The sequence below is a fragment of the Pseudomonas sp. 29 genome (genome assembly GCF_002754355.1).
GTDB lineage: Bacteria > Pseudomonadota > Gammaproteobacteria > Pseudomonadales > Pseudomonadaceae > Aquipseudomonas > Aquipseudomonas neuropathica.
In genome coordinates, this window is sequence record NZ_PEEY01000001.1 from 5,600,106 (window position 1) to 5,617,404 (window position 17,299).

Genomic DNA, 17,299 nt, shown 5'->3' on the forward strand with positions numbered 1-17,299 from the left:
CAAAGAGGCACTTGCGTGCTACTGGTTGCCCCGCCTGGTCACTAACAAAGGGTGGTGGCCATACGCAGGTTGGTAGACCGGTCAAAACCAGCAAACCCCGGCGCTCACGAAGAAGCCCCACGCATGGACACCATAAGGTAGAGCCTAAAAGCGGCTGCAATTAAGGCAAAGGGAGGCAGCTATGCGAGGTACCGACAAAGGCTCTAATCAATGCAACAGTAACACCCTCGCACAGCCACCATAAAAGTGGCCGGTTTGCAAAAAGATGCCGACTGTACGCCTGCGATTGAGTCGCGGATTTTGCAATGCCGGAGTGACCAAGGGGCCGGCGTACAGTCGTCATCAAAGCTCAGGCAGTGAGCAACCGGTCCTGTCCATAGAGGCACTTGCGTGCTACTGGTTGCTCTGCCTGGTCACTGTGGGCGGTGACGGGAGACAAGATACCGGTGGGCTGACAGATGCGCTGCCGGGGGATTCTGTGTTGGCTGTAGGCAATTGCACCGGGGGCGGTAGCCTTGTAGGGCTGCATTTGAAGGACGCGGTATGTAGCGCAAGTTCGCAAGCGAAACCGCCTACAACTTTTTAAGGTTGGCCTTCTTAAGCGTGGTAGTTAGTGTGGCTGCAACTTTGCCGCCAACTGCGACCGAGTGGTCCACTTGAGGCGGTGGCCGGCGGCAATCAATGAACATGGACAATGAGGTTTTGTAGATGGCTGAGGAAATCACGCTTGAGTACGAAGGTGTTGAATACACTGCTACCTACAGCGTGTTTGGGGACACGTTGACGGTCTACTTGCCCAACGGTGAAGTGCGATCAACTGAGTTACGAGGGTTGCAGATTGAGTCGGCTGCGTTGGTGCATTTGAAGGGTTACGCGCGTCTCGTCAGTTTGAATAAAAAATAAGGAGAGTTAGGCATGGCGGCGGGAAATATCGAGCGGTTTAACGTGCTGGTGGGGGCGATCTTCGCCAGGCTTTATCAAGAATTCCCAGTCGCCATCGAGCTGCAGTTGGAGGACTTTGAGGAGCAAATGGCTGTCAATCGGCCTGAGCGGGATGGTGATGAGTATCACATTCGCCGTGATGCGGTGTTCTTTGTTTCGACGGTAATTTGGTTGAGTAACCATGGCTATTTGGACAGCGGCTCCCAGCTCAGCAATGGCACTGTAATGGGGTGTGTCATGACCGCGAGGACGTTGGAGCTCTTGAAGGCCATGCCTTCGAATCTTGAAAATAAGGATCCGTCGCTGGGTGATCAGTTGGTGAGTGCGACGAAGGAAGGTATGACGGGAAAGGTCAAAGAGCTAGCGTCTGATTTTTTGACAAAAGCGGTCGCCTTTGGCACGAAGACAGCCACGGACTGGGCCCTCTAAACACTAACTACGAAACCCCACTGCGATCCGTTCTGTAGGTCTGCCAGCGTGCGTCCAATCCGCAATCTTTATTGCATGTTAAGCAGACAAGCGATCGCCCGTTCAGTTTTGTCAAACACTACGTACCCCAGGCGCCCAACAATGAAAAAAGTGATTTCTTCGATCGAGTCCACTGCCGACAGCCTTTTGAAGATTTGTAGTGCGGCGCTTAAGTTCACCATCGGTTTAGGCAGTGCGTGCGTGATCATTTACGCCCTTAGAATTGGGCATTTCCCCCAAGGCGTGACACTTGGGGACGGGCTGCTCTTTTTGCTTGCCGCCTGTTGCTTTGGTGCCGTGTATGTCCTATTCGTAGCGAGCCTGACGTCACTCGGAATTTGTATGTCCATCGTGCTTCGCCCACTCTTCAGAGTTTTCCACGCCTGGACGCAGCGTAAGAAATCCAAGCCAAAAAAGATGAAGTATGAGCTGGCTCGTTTTCACGGCGCTGCAATTCCTTTTGCTGTGATAGGTGTGGTGTTGATATTAGTATTTGGGCAACAAGAAAAAGCAGCCTACTGGCAGTTAACACTCCTCTCTGTAGCTCTCTACATCTTCTATTCCATCGCCAAGGGGGCAGATGAAAAGCGCAAACGTAACGAGCGATTGCTGAGTACATTGATCCACACCCCAGAAAAAGCCTGCCTTCAAAAAACAGGAAACGCAGAACATGAAAAAAGCGCCTACTTGGTGAGTCTCACTGTAATGATGCTGACGCCGATCTTGTTCGGTGGCGTTTCAGGGCAGCTTATTGACACTGCCATGCGCGTGGCGCAGGTTCGGATTGAGAAGCCCACCCTCTACCTAAAGGCGCCTTACAGTTCTTTGATACCAGATGCTCTAGTAGCGAAGGATTTTAAGGCCCCGGAAGGATATAAGGCGTATGCCGGAGTGACGGTGGAATTCAAGGGGTTTGGGAGTTCCACTGTCATCTCTTTTCCGGACGGTAAAATAAAAAGGCAGCTTGAAATCCCTAACAATCAGATCATTGTGGAGAAGAAAACATTTGAATGAGCCGTGTTTCGATTGTTATGCGACAGTTCATACAAGATGTTCACAACGAAATTTCCGAGCTCTCATCCAAATGCATTACCTCCGGCATCAAGCGGCATGTGTTGCCGCTTGATGCCGGATTTATTTAGGAACGTTTCTCGAGGTAGCACAGTTTAAATGGTAGGCAGATTTTCAAGATTGTCTTTTGTGGATGCATCTTTTTTAGTTTTTAGATAGTCAGTTGTTACTGCAATAATTTCGATCTTCGCTCCCAGCTTCCATTTTCCATCTGAACCTTTCGTCATCGTACTGATGGACTTTTTATTTTTGATCAACTCAATGACTTGAGGGCGAGTTAACAAGACCGGATTTTTGAGTTTGCCGTCAGTGCCGACCTCATGTACACGCAACTTAGCTATGTGAGTCCCGTCGCTGTTGTAATCGGTCGCTGAAATGTAGTAATCAAATTTTGACACGGATGAAACTCCTGGCTTTTTTGGCGCTCGCCTTTTGGCGTGCATTCAACAGGTAGGTGATCCCGTACCTACCAAGTCAGGCTAGCTAATGGTCGCGATTTTGTCGATCAAAGCATCATTTTTACGACACGGCGTGGCATCGCTAGTTTCAACACCCTGGTCAAATGAGCTAGGATCTTCAGGGCAAGTGTCGTTTGGCCACTATTATTGAGTGCTCTTGACTTCACTCAAAAAACCAGAGTTCACGCGATCAAAATGAAAATAGGGAAATAAAATGAGCAATTGGGTCGAAAAATCATCTGCGCGTAGCTTCATTCTCTATACGGTTTTTATAGTAGGCGTAACCTGGGGTGTGTTCACTCATTTTTTTGACGATAACAAAGTGAACGGTTATCGATCGCAAGCGGAAAATGAAAAAGCAGCAGCGGGTCAATACAAGGCAAAAACGGAAGTGCTTGAAGTTGAAATATCTCGCCTTCGAGATGAAAACAAAAAATATTTGGACTGGCTTTTTGCGACTCCTAGTTCAATTCCCTTTCTCGAAAATAAGCTTAAGGCGCTTACGGAAGAGAATACGACTCTAAAAATAGAGCTGACTTCGGCTGACACATCAGCTTCAGATAATCCATTTGGCATTCCTGATCTAAAGAGCACCCCTTATGTCGCAACTAAGACATTATCGCTCGGCGAAGCTTATATCGACCAGAAGACGAACGCCACTATTGGTATTGGTACAATCACTCCTGACTTTACTGCCAACGGAAATATCACTTTGCCGGGTCAAAACCAAAAAGAGCTTGACTCGATTAAGGCGGGCGATAACTGGATGTTTGTTTATGGAGATAAGCAATTTAAACTTTCAGTGGTGAAAATTGATTGGTTTTCTAATAAGTCAGAAGTGATGGTGAAGGAAATACAAGAACAAAAATGATCACGGCGATTTTAACTGCGAACTGCGAACTGCGAACTGCGCAGAAAGCGAACAGCGGGAGTCGAAAGCAATAAGGGTTGCTTGGGAATTGCTGGTGAATTATGGAGTGGGTAACTTGCTATGAATATTATTAAATTTCTGCTGACTGCTTCACGAGAGGCTAATGCGCTTGTTGTTGTTGCGATTGCTGTGTTGCTATTAAAGATTCTATTTCTAAATCGTTACCCTGCTCAATTTCTTGGGGCCTATGAGTTAGGCGTTATCGTCGAAGCGGTACTGGCTTCAGTCGTAGCTAGCTACGTATTTTATCTATTGGTTGTGCACGCCAAAGAATTTTCAGATCGTGAATTTTTACGTCCTTACGTCGAGATGCACTCAAAAATGTTGATCAGGGCTTGCACTACACAAATCACTGACATAGAAAAAGCGTCCTCGGTTGATTTGAATTTTTATACGATGACGGAGTCAGAAATCTTTTCGGCCATGTCAAAAATAAACCCCTATTCCGAAGCACCTTTAATAATATCAGTTCAGACGATGCAACATGCGAACTGGTTTCAATATTTTAATTATCATAAATTGAAAAGCAACGAGAGCACTCGAAAGCTGCTCGTGCAACTACCTTTTTTGGAGGCGCAAATTGTTAGCGATCTCACAGCCATTGATGATTGCACTCACTTTTCGGTGCTTGATTTGCTAGCGTCGTTTGGGGCGAGTAACAAAGACCTTTCAGCTCTCTCGCATTCTTTCTTTGAATACTGCCAGCTCTGTAAACAGCTTGAATCAAATTTGACCCGGATTGGGCTCTCACCTGCTCAATAAATCGAATTGAAATTTGATGTGAGATATGGCGGCTTCAGTAGCCGCCTTTCTAGGCGGCGACCTCAGAATTTATGAAGAGATACCGAGATTTCTGTTATACCTACCCAACTGATCCTCACCCCCCACCCGAAAAATATTCGCCAAATAATCCAGCAACACCACCTCCTCACCATTGATCATCTGCCGCACATACGTCGCCGAAAACGGCGTCTCGTACTTGGTCGGATCCCGCGGTTTATGCGTGCCCAACTGGTACTCCTTCCCGGTGATGGTCATGGTTGTCACCAACGGCACCTCGTTCACCAGCCCACCGTTGTTGAACACCTGCACGTTGGACCGGCATTGCAGCTGCACACTCTTGAACGGCGTCACCAGCTTCCTGGCGGCCTCGACGTACAAGCTGTTCCAAGTGATTTTCCCTTCCAGCTTATCGATGCCATCCGGCAGTTCGATCAGCCCGACCATGCCCAGCCCTTGAAAGTCGCTCATGACGGTTTTGATGGTGCCCAAGTCGATCTCTTCACACTTGCCAAAGAAGCTGGCGCCGTCGAGGTAGAGGTTGGCGTTTGAGATGCGGTGTGCGCTGAAGCCTGCCATTTATACGGTCCCCAGGTTGGCGAGGTAGTCGCCGGTGATTTCGGTTTCGAAGGTGCCGCGTTCGAACGGTAGCGGCACGGTGAGTTTGTAGTTGAACAGTGCGTGGCCCTGTTCGAGTTCGGTGCTGGGGTTGCGCGCGGGGTCGTACCAGCATTCGCCGCCAACCAGGGCGCCGTCGCCGATGAGTTTGCGTAGGAACAGGTTGACGCTTTCGGTGAGGCTGGTGATGAGCGCGGTGGTGATGGGCTGGTCGACGAATTGCAGGGCGCTGTAGCGGATGGATTCGTCGATGACGTCTTTGGTGCGGCGTACGTTTTCGAAGTTGCGCATGTGGGTGACGCTGGGCCACGCGGCGGTGCGGTTGCCCCATAGGCGCAGGCCGGTGCCGTAGGCGTTGAAGACGGTGGTGATGCCGTTTTCGTTGAGCAAATTAACTTCGCTGTGGGGGTCGTCGATGCGTGCGGTTAATGGGCGTTCGAGGCCGATCACGCCGAGCAGTGGCTGGTTGGAACTGCTCCACCAGTAGCCGTGGTCGTTGTCGATTTTGGCGCGCAGGCCGGCGGCGCGGATGGACAGTGGTTGCAGGCGTTCGCCGTTGCTGGCGGCGTCGTAGACGCGCACGTGGGGGTAGCACAGGCGCACGCGATCGCTGCTGGTGTTGAAGTTGATGTCGCCGGCCGGGCCGCGCCCGGCGAGTACTTGTTGGACGGTGGCGCCGATGGGGGCGTCTATGTAGGCGACGCCGCCGACCTGGCTGGCGGCGACGGTCAGTTCTGCCGTGACGGGTTTTAGGGTGCTGAAGCCTGGGGCGATGAAGAGTTTGGGGAAGAAGCCCAAGTGGTTGTAGCTGTCTTGAAAGGCTTTGAGGCCGGTGCGTCGGCCGGCTTGGTTGATGCTGCCGATGATGTCGGCGGCGGTGACTTTGGCGGGGTCGGTGTAGGTGTAGTCGATTTTGATGGGGGCGTTGGTGGGGATGGTGCCGGTGGCGAGTCGGGTGATGAGGCCGGTGGACATTGAGACGGTGTAGTCGGTGCCCTGCAGGTAGGCGTCGGTGCCTTCGGCGGGCATCAGTTGCAGTTGTTGCAGGGCGGTGTGTTCGAGTTGCAGCGGGTTGTTGTCGGCGAACTGTTTGCGGCCGGTGACGCTGCTGTGGTGTATGGCCGGGTCGAGGACGTTGACGACGAGTACGGTGCCGGCGCCGAAGTCATAAATGCCTTGCAGGGCTTCGGGGATGCTGTGGCCGGTGGTGTGTGGGCCGAACTGGGCGGCGTGGGTGTCGTTGAGGCACAGGGTCAGTTCGTTGATGGGGCCGGTGGGCGCGGTGCCGACCAGGGCGATGACGGCGGATTTGACGACGCGGATGGGGCGCGGGCCGCGCTCGATTTCGGTGGTTTCGATGCCGTGCAGGTAGTTGGCGGGCATGGGTTATTCGTCCTTGGCCGGGAGCTGTGGTTTGGGTGCTTTGGCGGCCGGCCTTGGGTGTACCGGGAGCGGTTGCAGGTGGTTGAGGGCGAGCAGGACGCGGGTGTAGTCGTGGTCGGCGGGCAGTTCAACGGGCACGCCGGGGTGCAGTTGTACGTCGAGCGTTTCGGCGTGTTGATCGAGGCGCAGCGAGACGCCGCTGGGTGGGCCGTTGTAGCGATAGCGCGTGAGGGTCATGGGGTTGGCTCGAATTCAGGGTGTTTGAGTAAGGGGCCGTGCTGGTCGCGGGCGGCTTGCAGTTGGGTGGCGCGGGTGGCGTAGTCCTGGGCGTATTGCCAGACGCCGTTGCTGTGGCCGATGAAGTGTTCGGCGAGCGGACGGCAGGCTTGGTCGGTGTGGGGTGGCACCCACCCGGTGAGGCTGGCGCGCAGTTGGTCGAGGTGGCTGATGACGCCGTCGGTGCCGTTGAGTTGGCGAAAGATGAGGGTCAGGCGCAGGACGATCTGGCGGGCCTGGACGGTGGCGTCGAGGCTTTCGGTGTGGCCGAAGGTGGATTTGCCGTAGGCCAGCAGGACAGCGCCGCGGGGGTGGTTGAGGCGGTATTGCTGGGGGTTCTCGGGGAAGCGTTCGACGATGAGTTGGTGGCCGAAGTCGGTTTGCAGCCGCTCGAGCATGGCGTCCATGAGTTGTTCGGTCTGGGTGTTGGGCGTTGGGGTCATGGGTAGCCCTGCCAGACCTGTGCGGTGAATTGTTGCGGGCGTGCGCGTACGCGAATTTCGCCGGGTTCTGGCATGGCGTGACCGCTGGGCAGGCCGAGGGTGATGACGCCGTCGCGGATGCTTTCGAGGAGTTTGAGGGTGTCTTTGCGGGCGCTGATGACGGCGTCGGGCAAGGCGCCTTCGGGGCGGCGCTGGTAGAGCCAGTGGCGCGCGAGGTAAAGCACGGCGTCGCGCAGGACGGTGGGCACTGGATCGAGCGGTAATTGGTAGCGGCCGCGCAGGTAGCCGTCGACGAGTTCTTCGGCCTGGCGGACGCTGTTGGCGATGACGTTTTCGTCGGGCTGCCGGGCGGCCGGATCGTCGTTGGAGAGTTGGGTGAGCGTGATCAGCGGGATGGCGTTGCCGAGGTCGGCGCGGGTGCAGTAGCGCATGGGTCAGCCGGCCTTGAGTTCGACGAGGGCTTCGGGGAATAAGCACAGGGCCAAGGGGTTGGCTTGGGCTTCGAGGTCCCAGCCTTTGCCCATTTTGCGCGGTTCGGCTTTGCTGTAGTACGGCTGGCCAAGGGTGTTGACGGTTTCGTTGTAGTTGGCCGGGGCGTTGAACAGGCGGAAGACGCCACGGGCGACGGGAAAGACCTGGGCGACGTCGGCGGGGATGAAGCGTTGGCCGCTGACGGTGACGTCGTATTCGATGAATTGGATGCCGCCGAAGGTGAAGCCGTTGCGCAGGTCGCCGCCGATTCTGTCTTGGGCTTCCTGGTAATGGGCGAAGGCTTCTTTGACTTTGGCGTGGTCGGTGAAGGCGTCGAACCAGTCGGGCCCGCAGAAGGACCGGAAGCCGGTGACCATGACGCCGCCGAGTTTGGATTCGGCGTGGCGCTTGGCATCGAGGCAGGCTTTGCGCACGTTGGTGCCGGGGCTGCCGAGGGCGACGGTGACGCTTTTTTGTTGGACGTCGAATTCGTCGAACAGGTCGAAGAGCAGCGAGCCGTCGGCGTCGAGCAGTTGGCCGCGCAGTGCGCCGATGCGCTGGAATTCGCGGGTGGTTTCGATACTGTTTTTGAGGTCTTGCAGGTGGTCGTTGATGACGGTGGCGATGGGCGCGGTGGCGCTCTCTTGGCCGAAGGCGGCGATGCCTTGCAACTGGCTGGGCAGGATGGGCCGGCTGATGGGCAGGTGCAGGGTTTCGAAGGTGCGGCGTTTGCGTTTGTTGCCTTTGACGGGGGCCGGGTCGTCGTTGCGTGAGGTGTTGGGCACAAGGACGAGGCGGCCTTCGCGCTCGTCAATGATGACGCTGGTGCTGGTGACGCCTTTTTCGTCGAACAGGCCCATGGCGCCGACTTTGCCAGGGATGGCCGGGAGTTTGTTGACGGCGGCGGTGAGGTTGGCGACGGTGAAGAGGTCTTGCAGGTTCATGGGGTGGCTCCGTTAGAGGGTGGTGCGGGCGACGATGCCTTGGGCGTTGAGGTCGTCGAGGGCGGCGATTTTTTGCGGCTCGGTGATGCCGGGCGGCCAGACGAGTTCGGGCAGCGCGAGGACGGCGCCGCGGGCGATGACGACGGCGGGTGTGTCGCCGGCGCTGGCGTCGATGTGTTCGGCGAGGACGGCGACGGCTTTGTTGGCTGGGTCTGCGCCTGCTGGGTCGAGGGCTTGGTATTTGCCGGCGACGTTGGCGAGGACTTGGCCGAGGGCGTAGTCGCTACCGCCCAGGAGTGTGATGCGGTTTTTGGTCCAGCCGGGGCTGACTTGGACGAGTAGGAGGTCGCCGAGGTCTTTGGGTTGGTTGAAGGTGGCCATGGTTAGCCCTGCCTTTGGGTGCGGGCTTCGGCGTCGGCGAGCAAGGGGTTGGTGGTTGAATTTGGTGTGTTGTTGGCGCGGTGTTGGGTGGCGATTTCGGTGAAGCTGATGGCGCCGGTGAGGTCTCTGAAGAGGGTTTTGAGGCCTTCGGTTAACGGTTGGCGCTGGTCGCCTTCGCCAAATTGCAACGGTGTTGCTCCGGACTGGGCGGCGTTGAGGGCGGCGATGACGACGGGCGCGTGCAGCGGCTTCATGCCAGCGGCGACGAGTTGTTCGGCGTAGGCGACGCTGGTGGTGTTGATGGCTTGTTGGGCGGCGGCGCGGGCGGTTTGGTCGCGTTGGGCGAGTTCGGTTTTGAGGCGCTGGTTTTCGGCCTGGAGGGTGTCGGTGTCGGGCACTTTGGCTGGGGGTGTTTGGGGGCTGGGTTGTGGCGGCGGCGCTGCGGGGGCGCTTTCGCTGAAGTGGATGACGCCGGGCTCGGCTTCGGCCAGTTCTATGGGGCGCAGGCCTTTGACGGCCGGCGGCTGGGCGCCGAGGAAGCCGACGTGGCGCAGGTAGTAGACGCCGGGCACGGGGTTGTTGGGGGCCGTTGGGTGGTAGAAGGAGGCGGAGATTTTTTTGTAGCGGCCGGCGGCGAGTTGTTCGGCGAAGCTGGGGTCGATTTGTTGGGGGGTGGCGATGAGGCCTTCGGCGGTGGCGGTAAGGGTTTGGACCCAGCCGGCTGCGGGGCTGTTGTGTTGGGGGTGGCCGATGACTAGCGGGGCTTCGTGGAGGGTTGGGTTGTAGGCGGCTACGGTGGCGGTTAGGTCGGTGGCGGTGAAGTTTAGGGTGGTGCCGCAGGAGGCGGTGTGGAGGCCGGGTTTGAAGATGTGGAGGGGGTTCATGGTTTAGCGCTGCGTTGGGGAGATTCGCAGAGCTTGGGCTTGATGGTTGGATTGGGCTTTTAATCGGATTTAGGGAGTGGGATGTGACGGCGAGGATCGCTTCGGCCGAGGCAGCGGCGCTTGGAGAGAGTAAGGAGTGACTCTAATGAAATCACTCCTTTGGGGGGCGCAGCTGAAGCCCCATGCTGTTTTTTGGTCAGGCGCTGTGATTGACCGGTGCGAACTCCGCTCTCACGAAGTATGTTTTTTCTTCGGTTTCGAGATTCGAAAGGCCAGCCTGTGCGCCGGCTTCAACCATTTTCGCTTTGACGGACAGCTCGAAATTTTTATCTGTTGAGAATGAAGTGTTCTCTTTGATCTCTAGAGAAGCTGTCAGGCAACCACCCACTTCGCGGGCGAACACTACCGCTTTCCAAGATGGCTCATAGGAGAGCCAAAAGAAGTTTTCACGGTCGACTTTACTATCTGTTTTCCACGGCCGCCCGGTTAGCGAGAATTCACGAGTATCCAGCGTGTCGGTGTCGTGCTCCGTTTTGCCGGTGTAACTGACATTGCCACCACCCATAGGGCCAGCCTGCACCGATGCTTCTGCAGTGACGGTGCTGCGTGTTTTATCCGAAGCCTTCTTGGTAATGCTTATTTTGGTCGCCCCGAGGTGGACCAACAGCTTGATCAGTTCCGATTCGCGCTCCTCCAGCAGGATTGCGTCGTAGCTGTCGCTTGGAATGTAGAGGTTTCCATTATCCGGGTTCGGGTAGTCGTTCAATGGGTGTTTGCGGTAAGCCTTGCCAACGACTGGATGCCCAGGCTGGAAGCAGTAGCCAGCTTCCTTCGCCTGGCTGCGGGACAGCGAATGGTGTTGCACGTATGAGGTGAGTAATCGAGCCTCTTCGAGCTTCGCTTCATCCAGTTCACCGTTTTGTTCGCCGCGATCTTTTGTGAAACCAGGCAATAAACTTGGAACCTCAAGCAATGCGGAGGTCAATAAAGCCGTAGGTAGGAATGGTATAGCGAAAAGACTCGCACTTTTTCCAAGTAATGCTGTGCCTGCAATTCTCGCAAGCATCGCACTTGTGATAGCGCCTTGATTTTCGTCACGCCCTGGCATCGTAAAATTTACAGAGGTGCTGTTGCCGCCGCGTTGCGCTGAGTCGGAGGTGATTGGTTCTTCGACGATGTAGATCAGGTCTAGCATTGGGTAACGCTCCTTGTCGTGCCTAATCAGGGTCTTTTTGTCTATCCTTCTGTGTCGGCGAAATTTGGTTGACCTTGAGAGTTCTTTCCAACAGTGGAGCAGAGTCTCTGCGGAGGCTACGTCCGGGGTTTGGGTAGAACTGGTTTATAAAGCCTTTATGACGCGCATTGGCAGGTTGACGCGACCTACCGCTGCGGCCAAATCATCGCAGCTTACAAGCGCCGTTTAGAGGCGGCCGGTGCAACGCCTCCCACAGTTTGGAATTAGCGGCGGTTACGGCTTTAGTCTTATAAGTCGGGTTGCAGCGCGCCGCTGAGCTTGGATGCTGTAGCTTTTCTGCGATCAAATGCACTAGCCGCCTGACTTGCCCAGAGTTGCAGTCTCTTGCTCTGCAGTGCTGGTGTCCTTTTAATCGTGGTGACCATCAACTGATTCACGCTGAAAACCGTGTCCGAAGAGGGTAAAAGCGTGTGTGTGGCCTCTGACACGCATGCGATGCTGCAGGCCAACTGCAATCGCCCTGCCTCAGAAGTAGCGTTCCAATTAAATCGAGGGGAACACATTAATGCGGCCATTAGCTCAAGCAGGGCTAAATGCTTTGCTTGGTCGTTCACCACAGGGCCACCTGGCAAATTTTGAAGGTACCAGCGAAATTCGTCGGCACTTTCTCCACTTAATGGATTTCGTAGCTCTGCGAAGGATTTAACTGGGAATCGGTCGCTACGCGGTCCTGTTCCGGTCAGCTGAAGGGCTAATTCGGGTTCTGTGAATATCCGGCAGCCTTTGCCTTTGCCCTCACATTCCACTGCCATTGTCACTGCCTCGCCTAAGACGAATTGTCCTATAGACTTTAAGACCCTATCTGGCTCAATAATTTCACCGTAGGCGATACCACCACGACAAAGAACCCCCGCCCTTATCAGGGCCCACATTAGATCTTGAGCAGCTCTGGCCACTGCGGCCGCGTCTTTCGACCAGATAAATGCGCAATCAGATAGCTGGGTAACCTTGATATTTCCGTATCTTTCTTTTACGTCTTCTAAGCAGGAACGAAACGCCACGAGCAACTTTGCGCAAAAAAAATGCTCGTTCCATTCCGATCGTTTCGTAATGCCCCAAGCTTCATAATCTTCTGGAGTGAGCTTGACCTTCTTCTTGGTCAGATTGCTGATCCCCAAGATGTCGAGGTAGAGAACTGCTCCTTGGTAATGATCCATGTTTGTCCTTACAGAGTTGAGTGATGCTTGGTTTCACTTAGGAGTATGGACGTTTAGTAGCGTCCCTTTCAGTCATTAAGCTTACTCAATCCGCTTTAAGCACGAACTCGAATCCTATACCCACGTCCTTAAGTGTCTCCGCAACGCGATCAATGAATAACTCGCCTTGCTCAGGTAACTCGTACTTGCCTTGAACCCGGATGACAGGTGATTTGCCGAGTGCACCAGGTATCTCGGTGTAGATTTCACCGCTTTCGATGAAGGCGATGTAGTTGTTAATTTTCTCTTGAAGTACCCGCAGGTGCTCGCCCTGTTGGGTCTTATCGCCCCATTCGAGGTGGTCAGCGATGCCGAGGATAATCTTGTTGTTGTCCCATTTTGGGATGCCCCACATGTCGATAATTTTGGCGTCTGTTACTGACATATCTATTCCTTGGTTCCGTTATTTCTGCGGCGGCCGCAGGATTTCTACTCGGGTGGGCGGGATCTGGGTGCCGCCGGGGAAGCCGGGTTTGCCCTTGCCCATGATGCGCCCACCGCTCTGTTCGATTTCCGGGAATGCCCGCTTTTGATTGCGGGTCAGTGGTGCCGTTTCGGAGGCTTTGCATTCGACGCACGCGATGTCGCCGTTTGCATCTCTACCTATCATATCGAGGCGGGTTCGGGTGCCGCTCTCTGTTTTTATGGTGACTTGTTGTCCGGATTCTTCCATTTCTTCGGAAAAGCCGCTGTAGGCCTCTTCTTCGAAGGCGGCGCCTGCTGCTTTGTTCTTCTCTAGCTGTGTGCTGAGCACGATGTAGATGGGTTCTAGGCCCGCGTCATCGGGGAACCAGATGATTGCGTCCTGGAACTCGGGTGGATGCGCCGGGTTGGCCAGAAGCGTGTCTGACTGTGCTGTCGGCGGGTATACCCATACCGGTGGTAATTGGGGCGCGCCTTCGAGTGCAGGGATACCCAGTACTCCGTCTGGGCTTGCTGCGGGCGTCCAGGTAAGGCCTATGCCGTTGCCTATGTTGGCGATGTATTTTTCGCCGCTCTTGTCCGCTTTGATGACGGGGACATTTTCCCAGTCCTTTTTGCCGCCGGTGTAGAAGCCGTAGGCGTTGACGGAGCCGTCTGGCAGGGTCTTCACGTTGACGCGGACGCGCGTGCGGCCGGTTTCGAGCGTGGCGTATTGGTCGGTTTTGTAGAAGGCGCTGTCGGGGGCGAGGCTGGTATTGGGCATTAATAACGCGACGGTGCCGACGGCGGCGCCTGCTGCCAATGTACCTGCACCCTCAAGTAAACCTAGCGCGAGGGAGCCGCCTAGTCGTTGGGCGATGGCGCTGCCGGTTGTGGAGCCGCCGACTAACTGGAGCGAGGCGCCTTCGGCGGTGATTGCTGCGCCTGTGGCGAGTACGGCCCATAGACCGTAGTCCGCCAGTTTTTCAACGGGGACGAATCCTGCGGGGTTGGTGTGGTTGATTTCGCCGTCGGGCAGGTTGCAGCTTTTGGCGAAGACGCAGCCCATGGGGGTGGGTTTTGTGTCTGGCGCTGGTGGGAGGTCTTTGTATTGCGCCCAGTGTTGGGCGTTGATGTCTACGGGGTCAACGCCGGTGTTGCGGTAACCCTTGGGTGGGTTGGGGACGTAGCCACTCAATCCTTGATTCCTTGTCCTGATCCTTTGAACGGGGTGCAGGGTGACAGGGGGTGTTTTGAGTGGCAATTAGTGGCATTTTGATTTGATGTGGCGGGCTTCGGTCGTAAGCGGTCCATAAACCTCACATTCAAGGTGATTTGCTAGGCCCAGACTCCGTGCGCTCGCCTGTCCTGTGGAGCCAGTTCGTAGTGTTGCGCTCCGCCGCAAAAGTCGAAAAAAACCGCGACTCCTTAATAATGGGTAATGAAGGGGGGGCGAAGTGGTTACCCATGGGCCCCGCATTCTATTCGAGGAGTAGTAATAAAGGGGGAATTTGAATTGTTAACCCCCCCCCCTCGCTTATTATTTACTAAGACCGCCAATATTAAAAATACAAGTAGTATCTTTGCGCTCATAATCAAGATGGGTTCTGAGCTTCCAGATCTTTGCGCGCAAAATCAGCCTACTTATATTGTCTCCAGTTATGATTTCGATTAAATCTTTGGGAGACTCGTCCCTCTCCGCTGCATGGAATGCACTCATTTGCATGATAACGTCCTTCGCCCTTGCATAGCTGGCACTCTACCGTATCGTATCTTGACCAATCATGATCGTAGAAAAAGCTCTCGCTTACTTTTCCATCACCACGGCAAGGGGGACAGTTATAACCATCATACAAGCCGGTTCCATCACAGAGTTTACACGCCATTAAATCATACATTGACCAATCGTGGCAATCGTGAAAACCCTTAGTAACTTCGCCTCGACCGTCGCACGGAAGACAAACTTCACCGTCATACAGGCCGTTACCATTACAGAGACTGCATGTGACTAAATCATACTTGGACCAATCATGATGATCGTTAAAACCCTGAGCGACTTCGCCTTTGCCATCGCACGCAGGACAATTATTGCCGTCATGTAAGCCGCTACCATCACAGAGACTGCATGCGACTAAATCGTATTTTGACCAATCATTGTAATCATAAAAGCTTTGAGTAACTTCGCCCTCACCACCACAAGGAGGACAATTATAGCCGTCGTACTGACCGCTACCTTCACAAAGCTTACACGTAACCAAATCGTACATTGACCAATCATGGTTGTCGTAATAACCCTGAGAAACCTGTCCCTTACCTCCGCATGCGGGACAATCCTCGCCATTGTGCATGCCGGAGCCACTACATAAATGGCAATTAACAAGCTCATAGGCAGATAGATCAATATGATCCTTAGTTTCCGGATCTATATCTCCGGCGCCTAAACATACGGGGCATGTATCAAAAAAATGGGTAGCGCCATGACCTTCACAGAGAGGACATATGTGCTCTTGGTTTTGTTCTATATATGAGTCGATTTCCGAGCTCAGAAATTTAGAATTCTTAAAGTTGGCATGATCGATTTCGGTATCGGAATACGACTCTGTGGAGGCCGCGATTCTCTCCAAAATTCGTTGAAATTCATCGTTCGGTATGATTTTGCGGACAACGTCATGAATATCCAATAGAGACTTGGCAGCGTTAAGTCCTGCCAAATATGACTCTATTAGATTACCATTAAGCTTCCATAATTGCCGTTGAACTATCCTAAGACCCTTCTTAAGTATCAATATTTCTTCTTTGTCGATGTTTGCGGGAATTCGAGCGTTGTCATATTCCGTATGATGATCAGGGCATAGGAATATTAAATTTTTAGGATGATTGCAGTGGGTGGCAGAGACGCAATCAATATGCGCAATTTCGCCGTGACTCTTGTTACAGACAGGGCAAGCGCTTCTCGCTTCACTCCTGATTTCACGCCTTATTCCCTCTGGAATATTGGGCCTTTGTCCCTTGGCAGTTTTTGGCCACTTTCCTTCCATCTTTTTATTTAAGTGGGCAAGTTCATCTTGGTCATAGTAATAAACTTCATTGCGCTCTTGATAGCTTATTTTGACCTTGTCAATTATTGCATTTGAAGTAAGCCAGCGCAGCAGTGTCGGCGACAGATCGAATTTTAGAGCTGCTTCATACTCGTTAATAAGTATTTTTGTCATCTTGGAAACCACTGTTATTTTGTAGTCGGCAATTTATATGGGCGGTAAAAGGCAAGTGCGCAGTATGTGAAATAGTGCAGTCTATGTGGTTTTTTGACTTTTCTGGCAGGTGGTACTTTTTAAACTCTTTATGGCTTGATGCAACACATTGTGGGCCGTTACCAGCGTAAAAAAGATGAGCCATATGAATCCCATTCGTCCATGATGTGGCAAGTGGCCATAGCCTACCCTACGTTTCCGATTTGGGGAATTCTCTTCGATGAAGTGGCTAATCCCAGTGGTAGTGGCTTCCCGATTGGGCCAATGCCAAATCTAGGGCGTCTTCTTCCGCTTGAAGCTGCGAGCTTTCAGTAGCTCCCAAGGTGTATCAGATTTTAGCTGGAGCCTTCTCTGGAATCTGAATAGGCTGTGCTGGTGCTGGTGCTGGTGCTGGTGCTGGTGCTGGTGCAGCGGCAGCGGCAGCGGCAGCGGCAGCCTGGGAGTCTTTGCTGTCCTGAATCGTTTTCTTTATCTCAGCGACTTGCGCCTCTACTTTTTTCGCCGCATTCTCAGGTTCTATTTCCGCTTCAGTTGCGCAACGATTCGACGTGTTAATAGATGCCCATACAATCTGCCGTCGCACTTGTAACGTAGCATCCTTGTCACTGAGTAACGCTTTTACTTCCACATTATAATCCGCAAGAATTTTGCTAACGATGCGTGCTCGATTTGATCGGGAGGATGCGTTGTCGCTCAAGTCAGCTTGAATACCATTGGTTGCCCCCGATAAGCCTGACCAAGCCTTTGCTGCTGATCCACCTGCGGTGATCCCAAAGACGCTTCCCGCCAGCACACCGAGCACTTTGACCGCTAATCGAGTGCCGGAGTTGATGTTCCCGCCGTTCTCATAATAATTGCTGACCTGCCTACAGTACGTGCCTGTCGCAAGCATCGCTGTGAACATATCGTTGTCGCTGCATTTCGATGTACGGCAATCATTGAGAAGGTCTTTGTTGTCCTTGTCCTTTTGGTCCCAAGGCCAGATAGGAGACGGGTTTACTATGACCCTTGTCGGCTGGTCAGCTGTACCACTTGCGCAACCGTTCAGAATGCAGCTAAGCCCGATAAGCCCGATAAGCGTTTTCATCGATTGTCCTTAATCTAAGGGAGCGCAATGTCATATTGACATTAGCTCAGATCAATCG

20 protein-coding genes are annotated in these 17,299 nt (G+C 53.8%); 5 read left to right on the forward strand and 15 right to left on the reverse strand.

The annotated features are described in order from the left end of the window. Positions 1-708 precede the first annotated feature (708 nt). The 3 genes from CLU80_RS26045 (at position 709) to CLU80_RS26055 (ending at position 2,424) form a co-directional block, all read left to right on the forward strand. The gene (locus CLU80_RS26045; RefSeq protein ID WP_099758809.1) at positions 709-903 is read left to right on the forward strand and encodes a hypothetical protein; all 195 of its coding nucleotides are present in this window, start codon (positions 709-711) and stop codon (positions 901-903) included. Positions 904-915: 12 nt separating this feature from the next. Beyond that, entirely contained in the window at positions 916-1,371 is a 456-nt protein-coding gene (locus tag CLU80_RS26050) for a hypothetical protein (RefSeq protein ID WP_099758810.1), read from the forward strand. Positions 1,372-1,512: 141 nt separating this feature from the next. Beyond that, positions 1,513-2,424, forward strand: a complete 912-nt coding sequence (locus CLU80_RS26055) for a hypothetical protein (RefSeq protein WP_099758811.1) — start codon at positions 1,513-1,515, stop codon at positions 2,422-2,424. A 152-nt stretch (positions 2,425-2,576) separates the two neighbouring features. Here CLU80_RS26055 and CLU80_RS26060 read toward each other — a convergent pair whose 3' ends face one another. Further along, positions 2,577-2,879: a DUF3892 domain-containing protein gene (locus CLU80_RS26060; RefSeq protein WP_099758812.1), complete on the reverse strand. Its 303-nt coding sequence runs from the start codon at positions 2,877-2,879 to the stop codon at positions 2,577-2,579. A gap of 274 nt (positions 2,880-3,153) precedes the next feature. On the opposite strand from CLU80_RS26060, the gene CLU80_RS26065 reads away from it, so the two are divergent. After that, positions 3,154-3,810, forward strand: coding sequence for a hypothetical protein (locus CLU80_RS26065; protein WP_099758813.1), 657 nt, complete (start codon positions 3,154-3,156; stop codon positions 3,808-3,810). Positions 3,811-3,930: 120 nt separating this feature from the next. Further along, positions 3,931-4,632 (forward strand): hypothetical protein, encoded by a 702-nt coding sequence (locus tag CLU80_RS26070; protein ID WP_099758814.1) that lies wholly within the window; start codon positions 3,931-3,933, stop codon positions 4,630-4,632. Between the two features lie 69 nt (positions 4,633-4,701). Here the strand turns inward: CLU80_RS26070 and CLU80_RS26075 are convergent, their stop codons facing one another. The 14 genes from CLU80_RS26075 to CLU80_RS26145 form a co-directional block, all read right to left on the reverse strand. Continuing rightward, complete coding sequence (locus tag CLU80_RS26075; RefSeq protein WP_099758815.1) at positions 4,702-5,229, reverse strand: phage major tail tube protein; 528 nt, start codon at positions 5,227-5,229, stop codon at positions 4,702-4,704. Next, the gene (locus CLU80_RS26080) at positions 5,230-6,651 is read right to left on the reverse strand and encodes a phage tail sheath subtilisin-like domain-containing protein (RefSeq protein WP_099758816.1); all 1,422 of its coding nucleotides are present in this window, start codon (positions 6,649-6,651) and stop codon (positions 5,230-5,232) included. A 3-nt stretch (positions 6,652-6,654) separates the two neighbouring features. Continuing rightward, complete coding sequence (locus tag CLU80_RS26085) at positions 6,655-6,888, reverse strand: hypothetical protein (RefSeq protein ID WP_099758817.1); 234 nt, start codon at positions 6,886-6,888, stop codon at positions 6,655-6,657. Then, positions 6,885-7,370: a Gp37 family protein gene (locus CLU80_RS26090; protein WP_099758818.1), complete on the reverse strand. Its 486-nt coding sequence runs from the start codon at positions 7,368-7,370 to the stop codon at positions 6,885-6,887. The genes CLU80_RS26085 and CLU80_RS26090 overlap by 4 nt, the downstream gene beginning before the upstream one ends. Beyond that, positions 7,367-7,801 (reverse strand): gp436 family protein, encoded by a 435-nt coding sequence (locus CLU80_RS26095; RefSeq protein WP_099758819.1) that lies wholly within the window; start codon positions 7,799-7,801, stop codon positions 7,367-7,369. Before CLU80_RS26095 ends, CLU80_RS26090 begins: the two co-directional genes overlap by 4 nt. 3 nt (positions 7,802-7,804) lie before the next feature. Beyond that, positions 7,805-8,785, reverse strand: a complete 981-nt coding sequence (locus CLU80_RS26100; RefSeq protein ID WP_099758820.1) for a major capsid protein — start codon at positions 8,783-8,785, stop codon at positions 7,805-7,807. A gap of 12 nt (positions 8,786-8,797) precedes the next feature. Further along, positions 8,798-9,166 (reverse strand): head decoration protein, encoded by a 369-nt coding sequence (locus tag CLU80_RS26105; protein ID WP_099758821.1) that lies wholly within the window; start codon positions 9,164-9,166, stop codon positions 8,798-8,800. 2 nt (positions 9,167-9,168) lie between these two features. Further along, positions 9,169-10,050, reverse strand: coding sequence for a phage protease (locus CLU80_RS26110; protein WP_099758822.1), 882 nt, complete (start codon positions 10,048-10,050; stop codon positions 9,169-9,171). A gap of 196 nt (positions 10,051-10,246) precedes the next feature. Beyond that, positions 10,247-11,245 (reverse strand): hypothetical protein, encoded by a 999-nt coding sequence (locus tag CLU80_RS26115; RefSeq protein ID WP_099758823.1) that lies wholly within the window; start codon positions 11,243-11,245, stop codon positions 10,247-10,249. Between the two features lie 287 nt (positions 11,246-11,532). Continuing rightward, positions 11,533-12,462: a hypothetical protein gene (locus CLU80_RS26120; protein ID WP_099758824.1), complete on the reverse strand. Its 930-nt coding sequence runs from the start codon at positions 12,460-12,462 to the stop codon at positions 11,533-11,535. Positions 12,463-12,547: 85 nt separating this feature from the next. Then, on the reverse strand, positions 12,548-12,886 hold the full coding sequence (locus CLU80_RS26125; RefSeq protein WP_099758825.1) for a DUF6572 domain-containing protein: 339 nt from the start codon (positions 12,884-12,886) through the stop codon (positions 12,548-12,550). Between the two features lie 18 nt (positions 12,887-12,904). Beyond that, positions 12,905-14,101 (reverse strand): S-type pyocin domain-containing protein, encoded by a 1,197-nt coding sequence (locus CLU80_RS26130; protein WP_099758826.1) that lies wholly within the window; start codon positions 14,099-14,101, stop codon positions 12,905-12,907. Positions 14,102-14,543: 442 nt separating this feature from the next. Then, on the reverse strand, positions 14,544-16,115 hold the full coding sequence (locus tag CLU80_RS30415) for an HNH endonuclease signature motif containing protein (protein WP_286079782.1): 1,572 nt from the start codon (positions 16,113-16,115) through the stop codon (positions 14,544-14,546). A 367-nt stretch (positions 16,116-16,482) separates the two neighbouring features. Then, complete coding sequence (locus CLU80_RS26145) at positions 16,483-17,241, reverse strand: hypothetical protein (RefSeq protein ID WP_099758829.1); 759 nt, start codon at positions 17,239-17,241, stop codon at positions 16,483-16,485. Positions 17,242-17,299 lie beyond the last annotated feature (58 nt).

Coding starts and splice junctions, on each gene's coding strand:
- CLU80_RS26045 (WP_099758809.1), top strand. CDS start 709: ATGGCTGAGGAAATCACGCTTGAGTACGAAGGTGTTGAATACACTGCT.
- CLU80_RS26050 (WP_099758810.1), top strand. CDS start 916: ATGGCGGCGGGAAATATCGAGCGGTTTAACGTGCTGGTGGGGGCGATC.
- CLU80_RS26055 (WP_099758811.1), top strand. CDS start 1,513: ATGAAAAAAGTGATTTCTTCGATCGAGTCCACTGCCGACAGCCTTTTG.
- CLU80_RS26065 (WP_099758813.1), top strand. CDS start 3,154: ATGAGCAATTGGGTCGAAAAATCATCTGCGCGTAGCTTCATTCTCTAT.
- CLU80_RS26070 (WP_099758814.1), top strand. CDS start 3,931: ATGAATATTATTAAATTTCTGCTGACTGCTTCACGAGAGGCTAATGCG.
- CLU80_RS26075 (WP_099758815.1), bottom strand. CDS start 5,229: ATGGCAGGCTTCAGCGCACACCGCATCTCAAACGCCAACCTCTACCTC.
- CLU80_RS26080 (WP_099758816.1), bottom strand. CDS start 6,651: ATGCCCGCCAACTACCTGCACGGCATCGAAACCACCGAAATCGAGCGC.
- CLU80_RS26085 (WP_099758817.1), bottom strand. CDS start 6,888: ATGACCCTCACGCGCTATCGCTACAACGGCCCACCCAGCGGCGTCTCG.
- CLU80_RS26090 (WP_099758818.1), bottom strand. CDS start 7,370: ATGACCCCAACGCCCAACACCCAGACCGAACAACTCATGGACGCCATG.
- CLU80_RS26095 (WP_099758819.1), bottom strand. CDS start 7,801: ATGCGCTACTGCACCCGCGCCGACCTCGGCAACGCCATCCCGCTGATC.
- CLU80_RS26100 (WP_099758820.1), bottom strand. CDS start 8,785: ATGAACCTGCAAGACCTCTTCACCGTCGCCAACCTCACCGCCGCCGTC.
- CLU80_RS26105 (WP_099758821.1), bottom strand. CDS start 9,166: ATGGCCACCTTCAACCAACCCAAAGACCTCGGCGACCTCCTACTCGTC.
- CLU80_RS26110 (WP_099758822.1), bottom strand. CDS start 10,050: ATGAACCCCCTCCACATCTTCAAACCCGGCCTCCACACCGCCTCCTGC.
- CLU80_RS26115 (WP_099758823.1), bottom strand. CDS start 11,245: ATGCTAGACCTGATCTACATCGTCGAAGAACCAATCACCTCCGACTCA.
- CLU80_RS26120 (WP_099758824.1), bottom strand. CDS start 12,462: ATGGATCATTACCAAGGAGCAGTTCTCTACCTCGACATCTTGGGGATC.
- CLU80_RS26125 (WP_099758825.1), bottom strand. CDS start 12,886: ATGTCAGTAACAGACGCCAAAATTATCGACATGTGGGGCATCCCAAAA.
- CLU80_RS30415 (WP_286079782.1), bottom strand. CDS start 16,115: ATGACAAAAATACTTATTAACGAGTATGAAGCAGCTCTAAAATTCGAT.
- CLU80_RS26145 (WP_099758829.1), bottom strand. CDS start 17,241: ATGAAAACGCTTATCGGGCTTATCGGGCTTAGCTGCATTCTGAACGGT.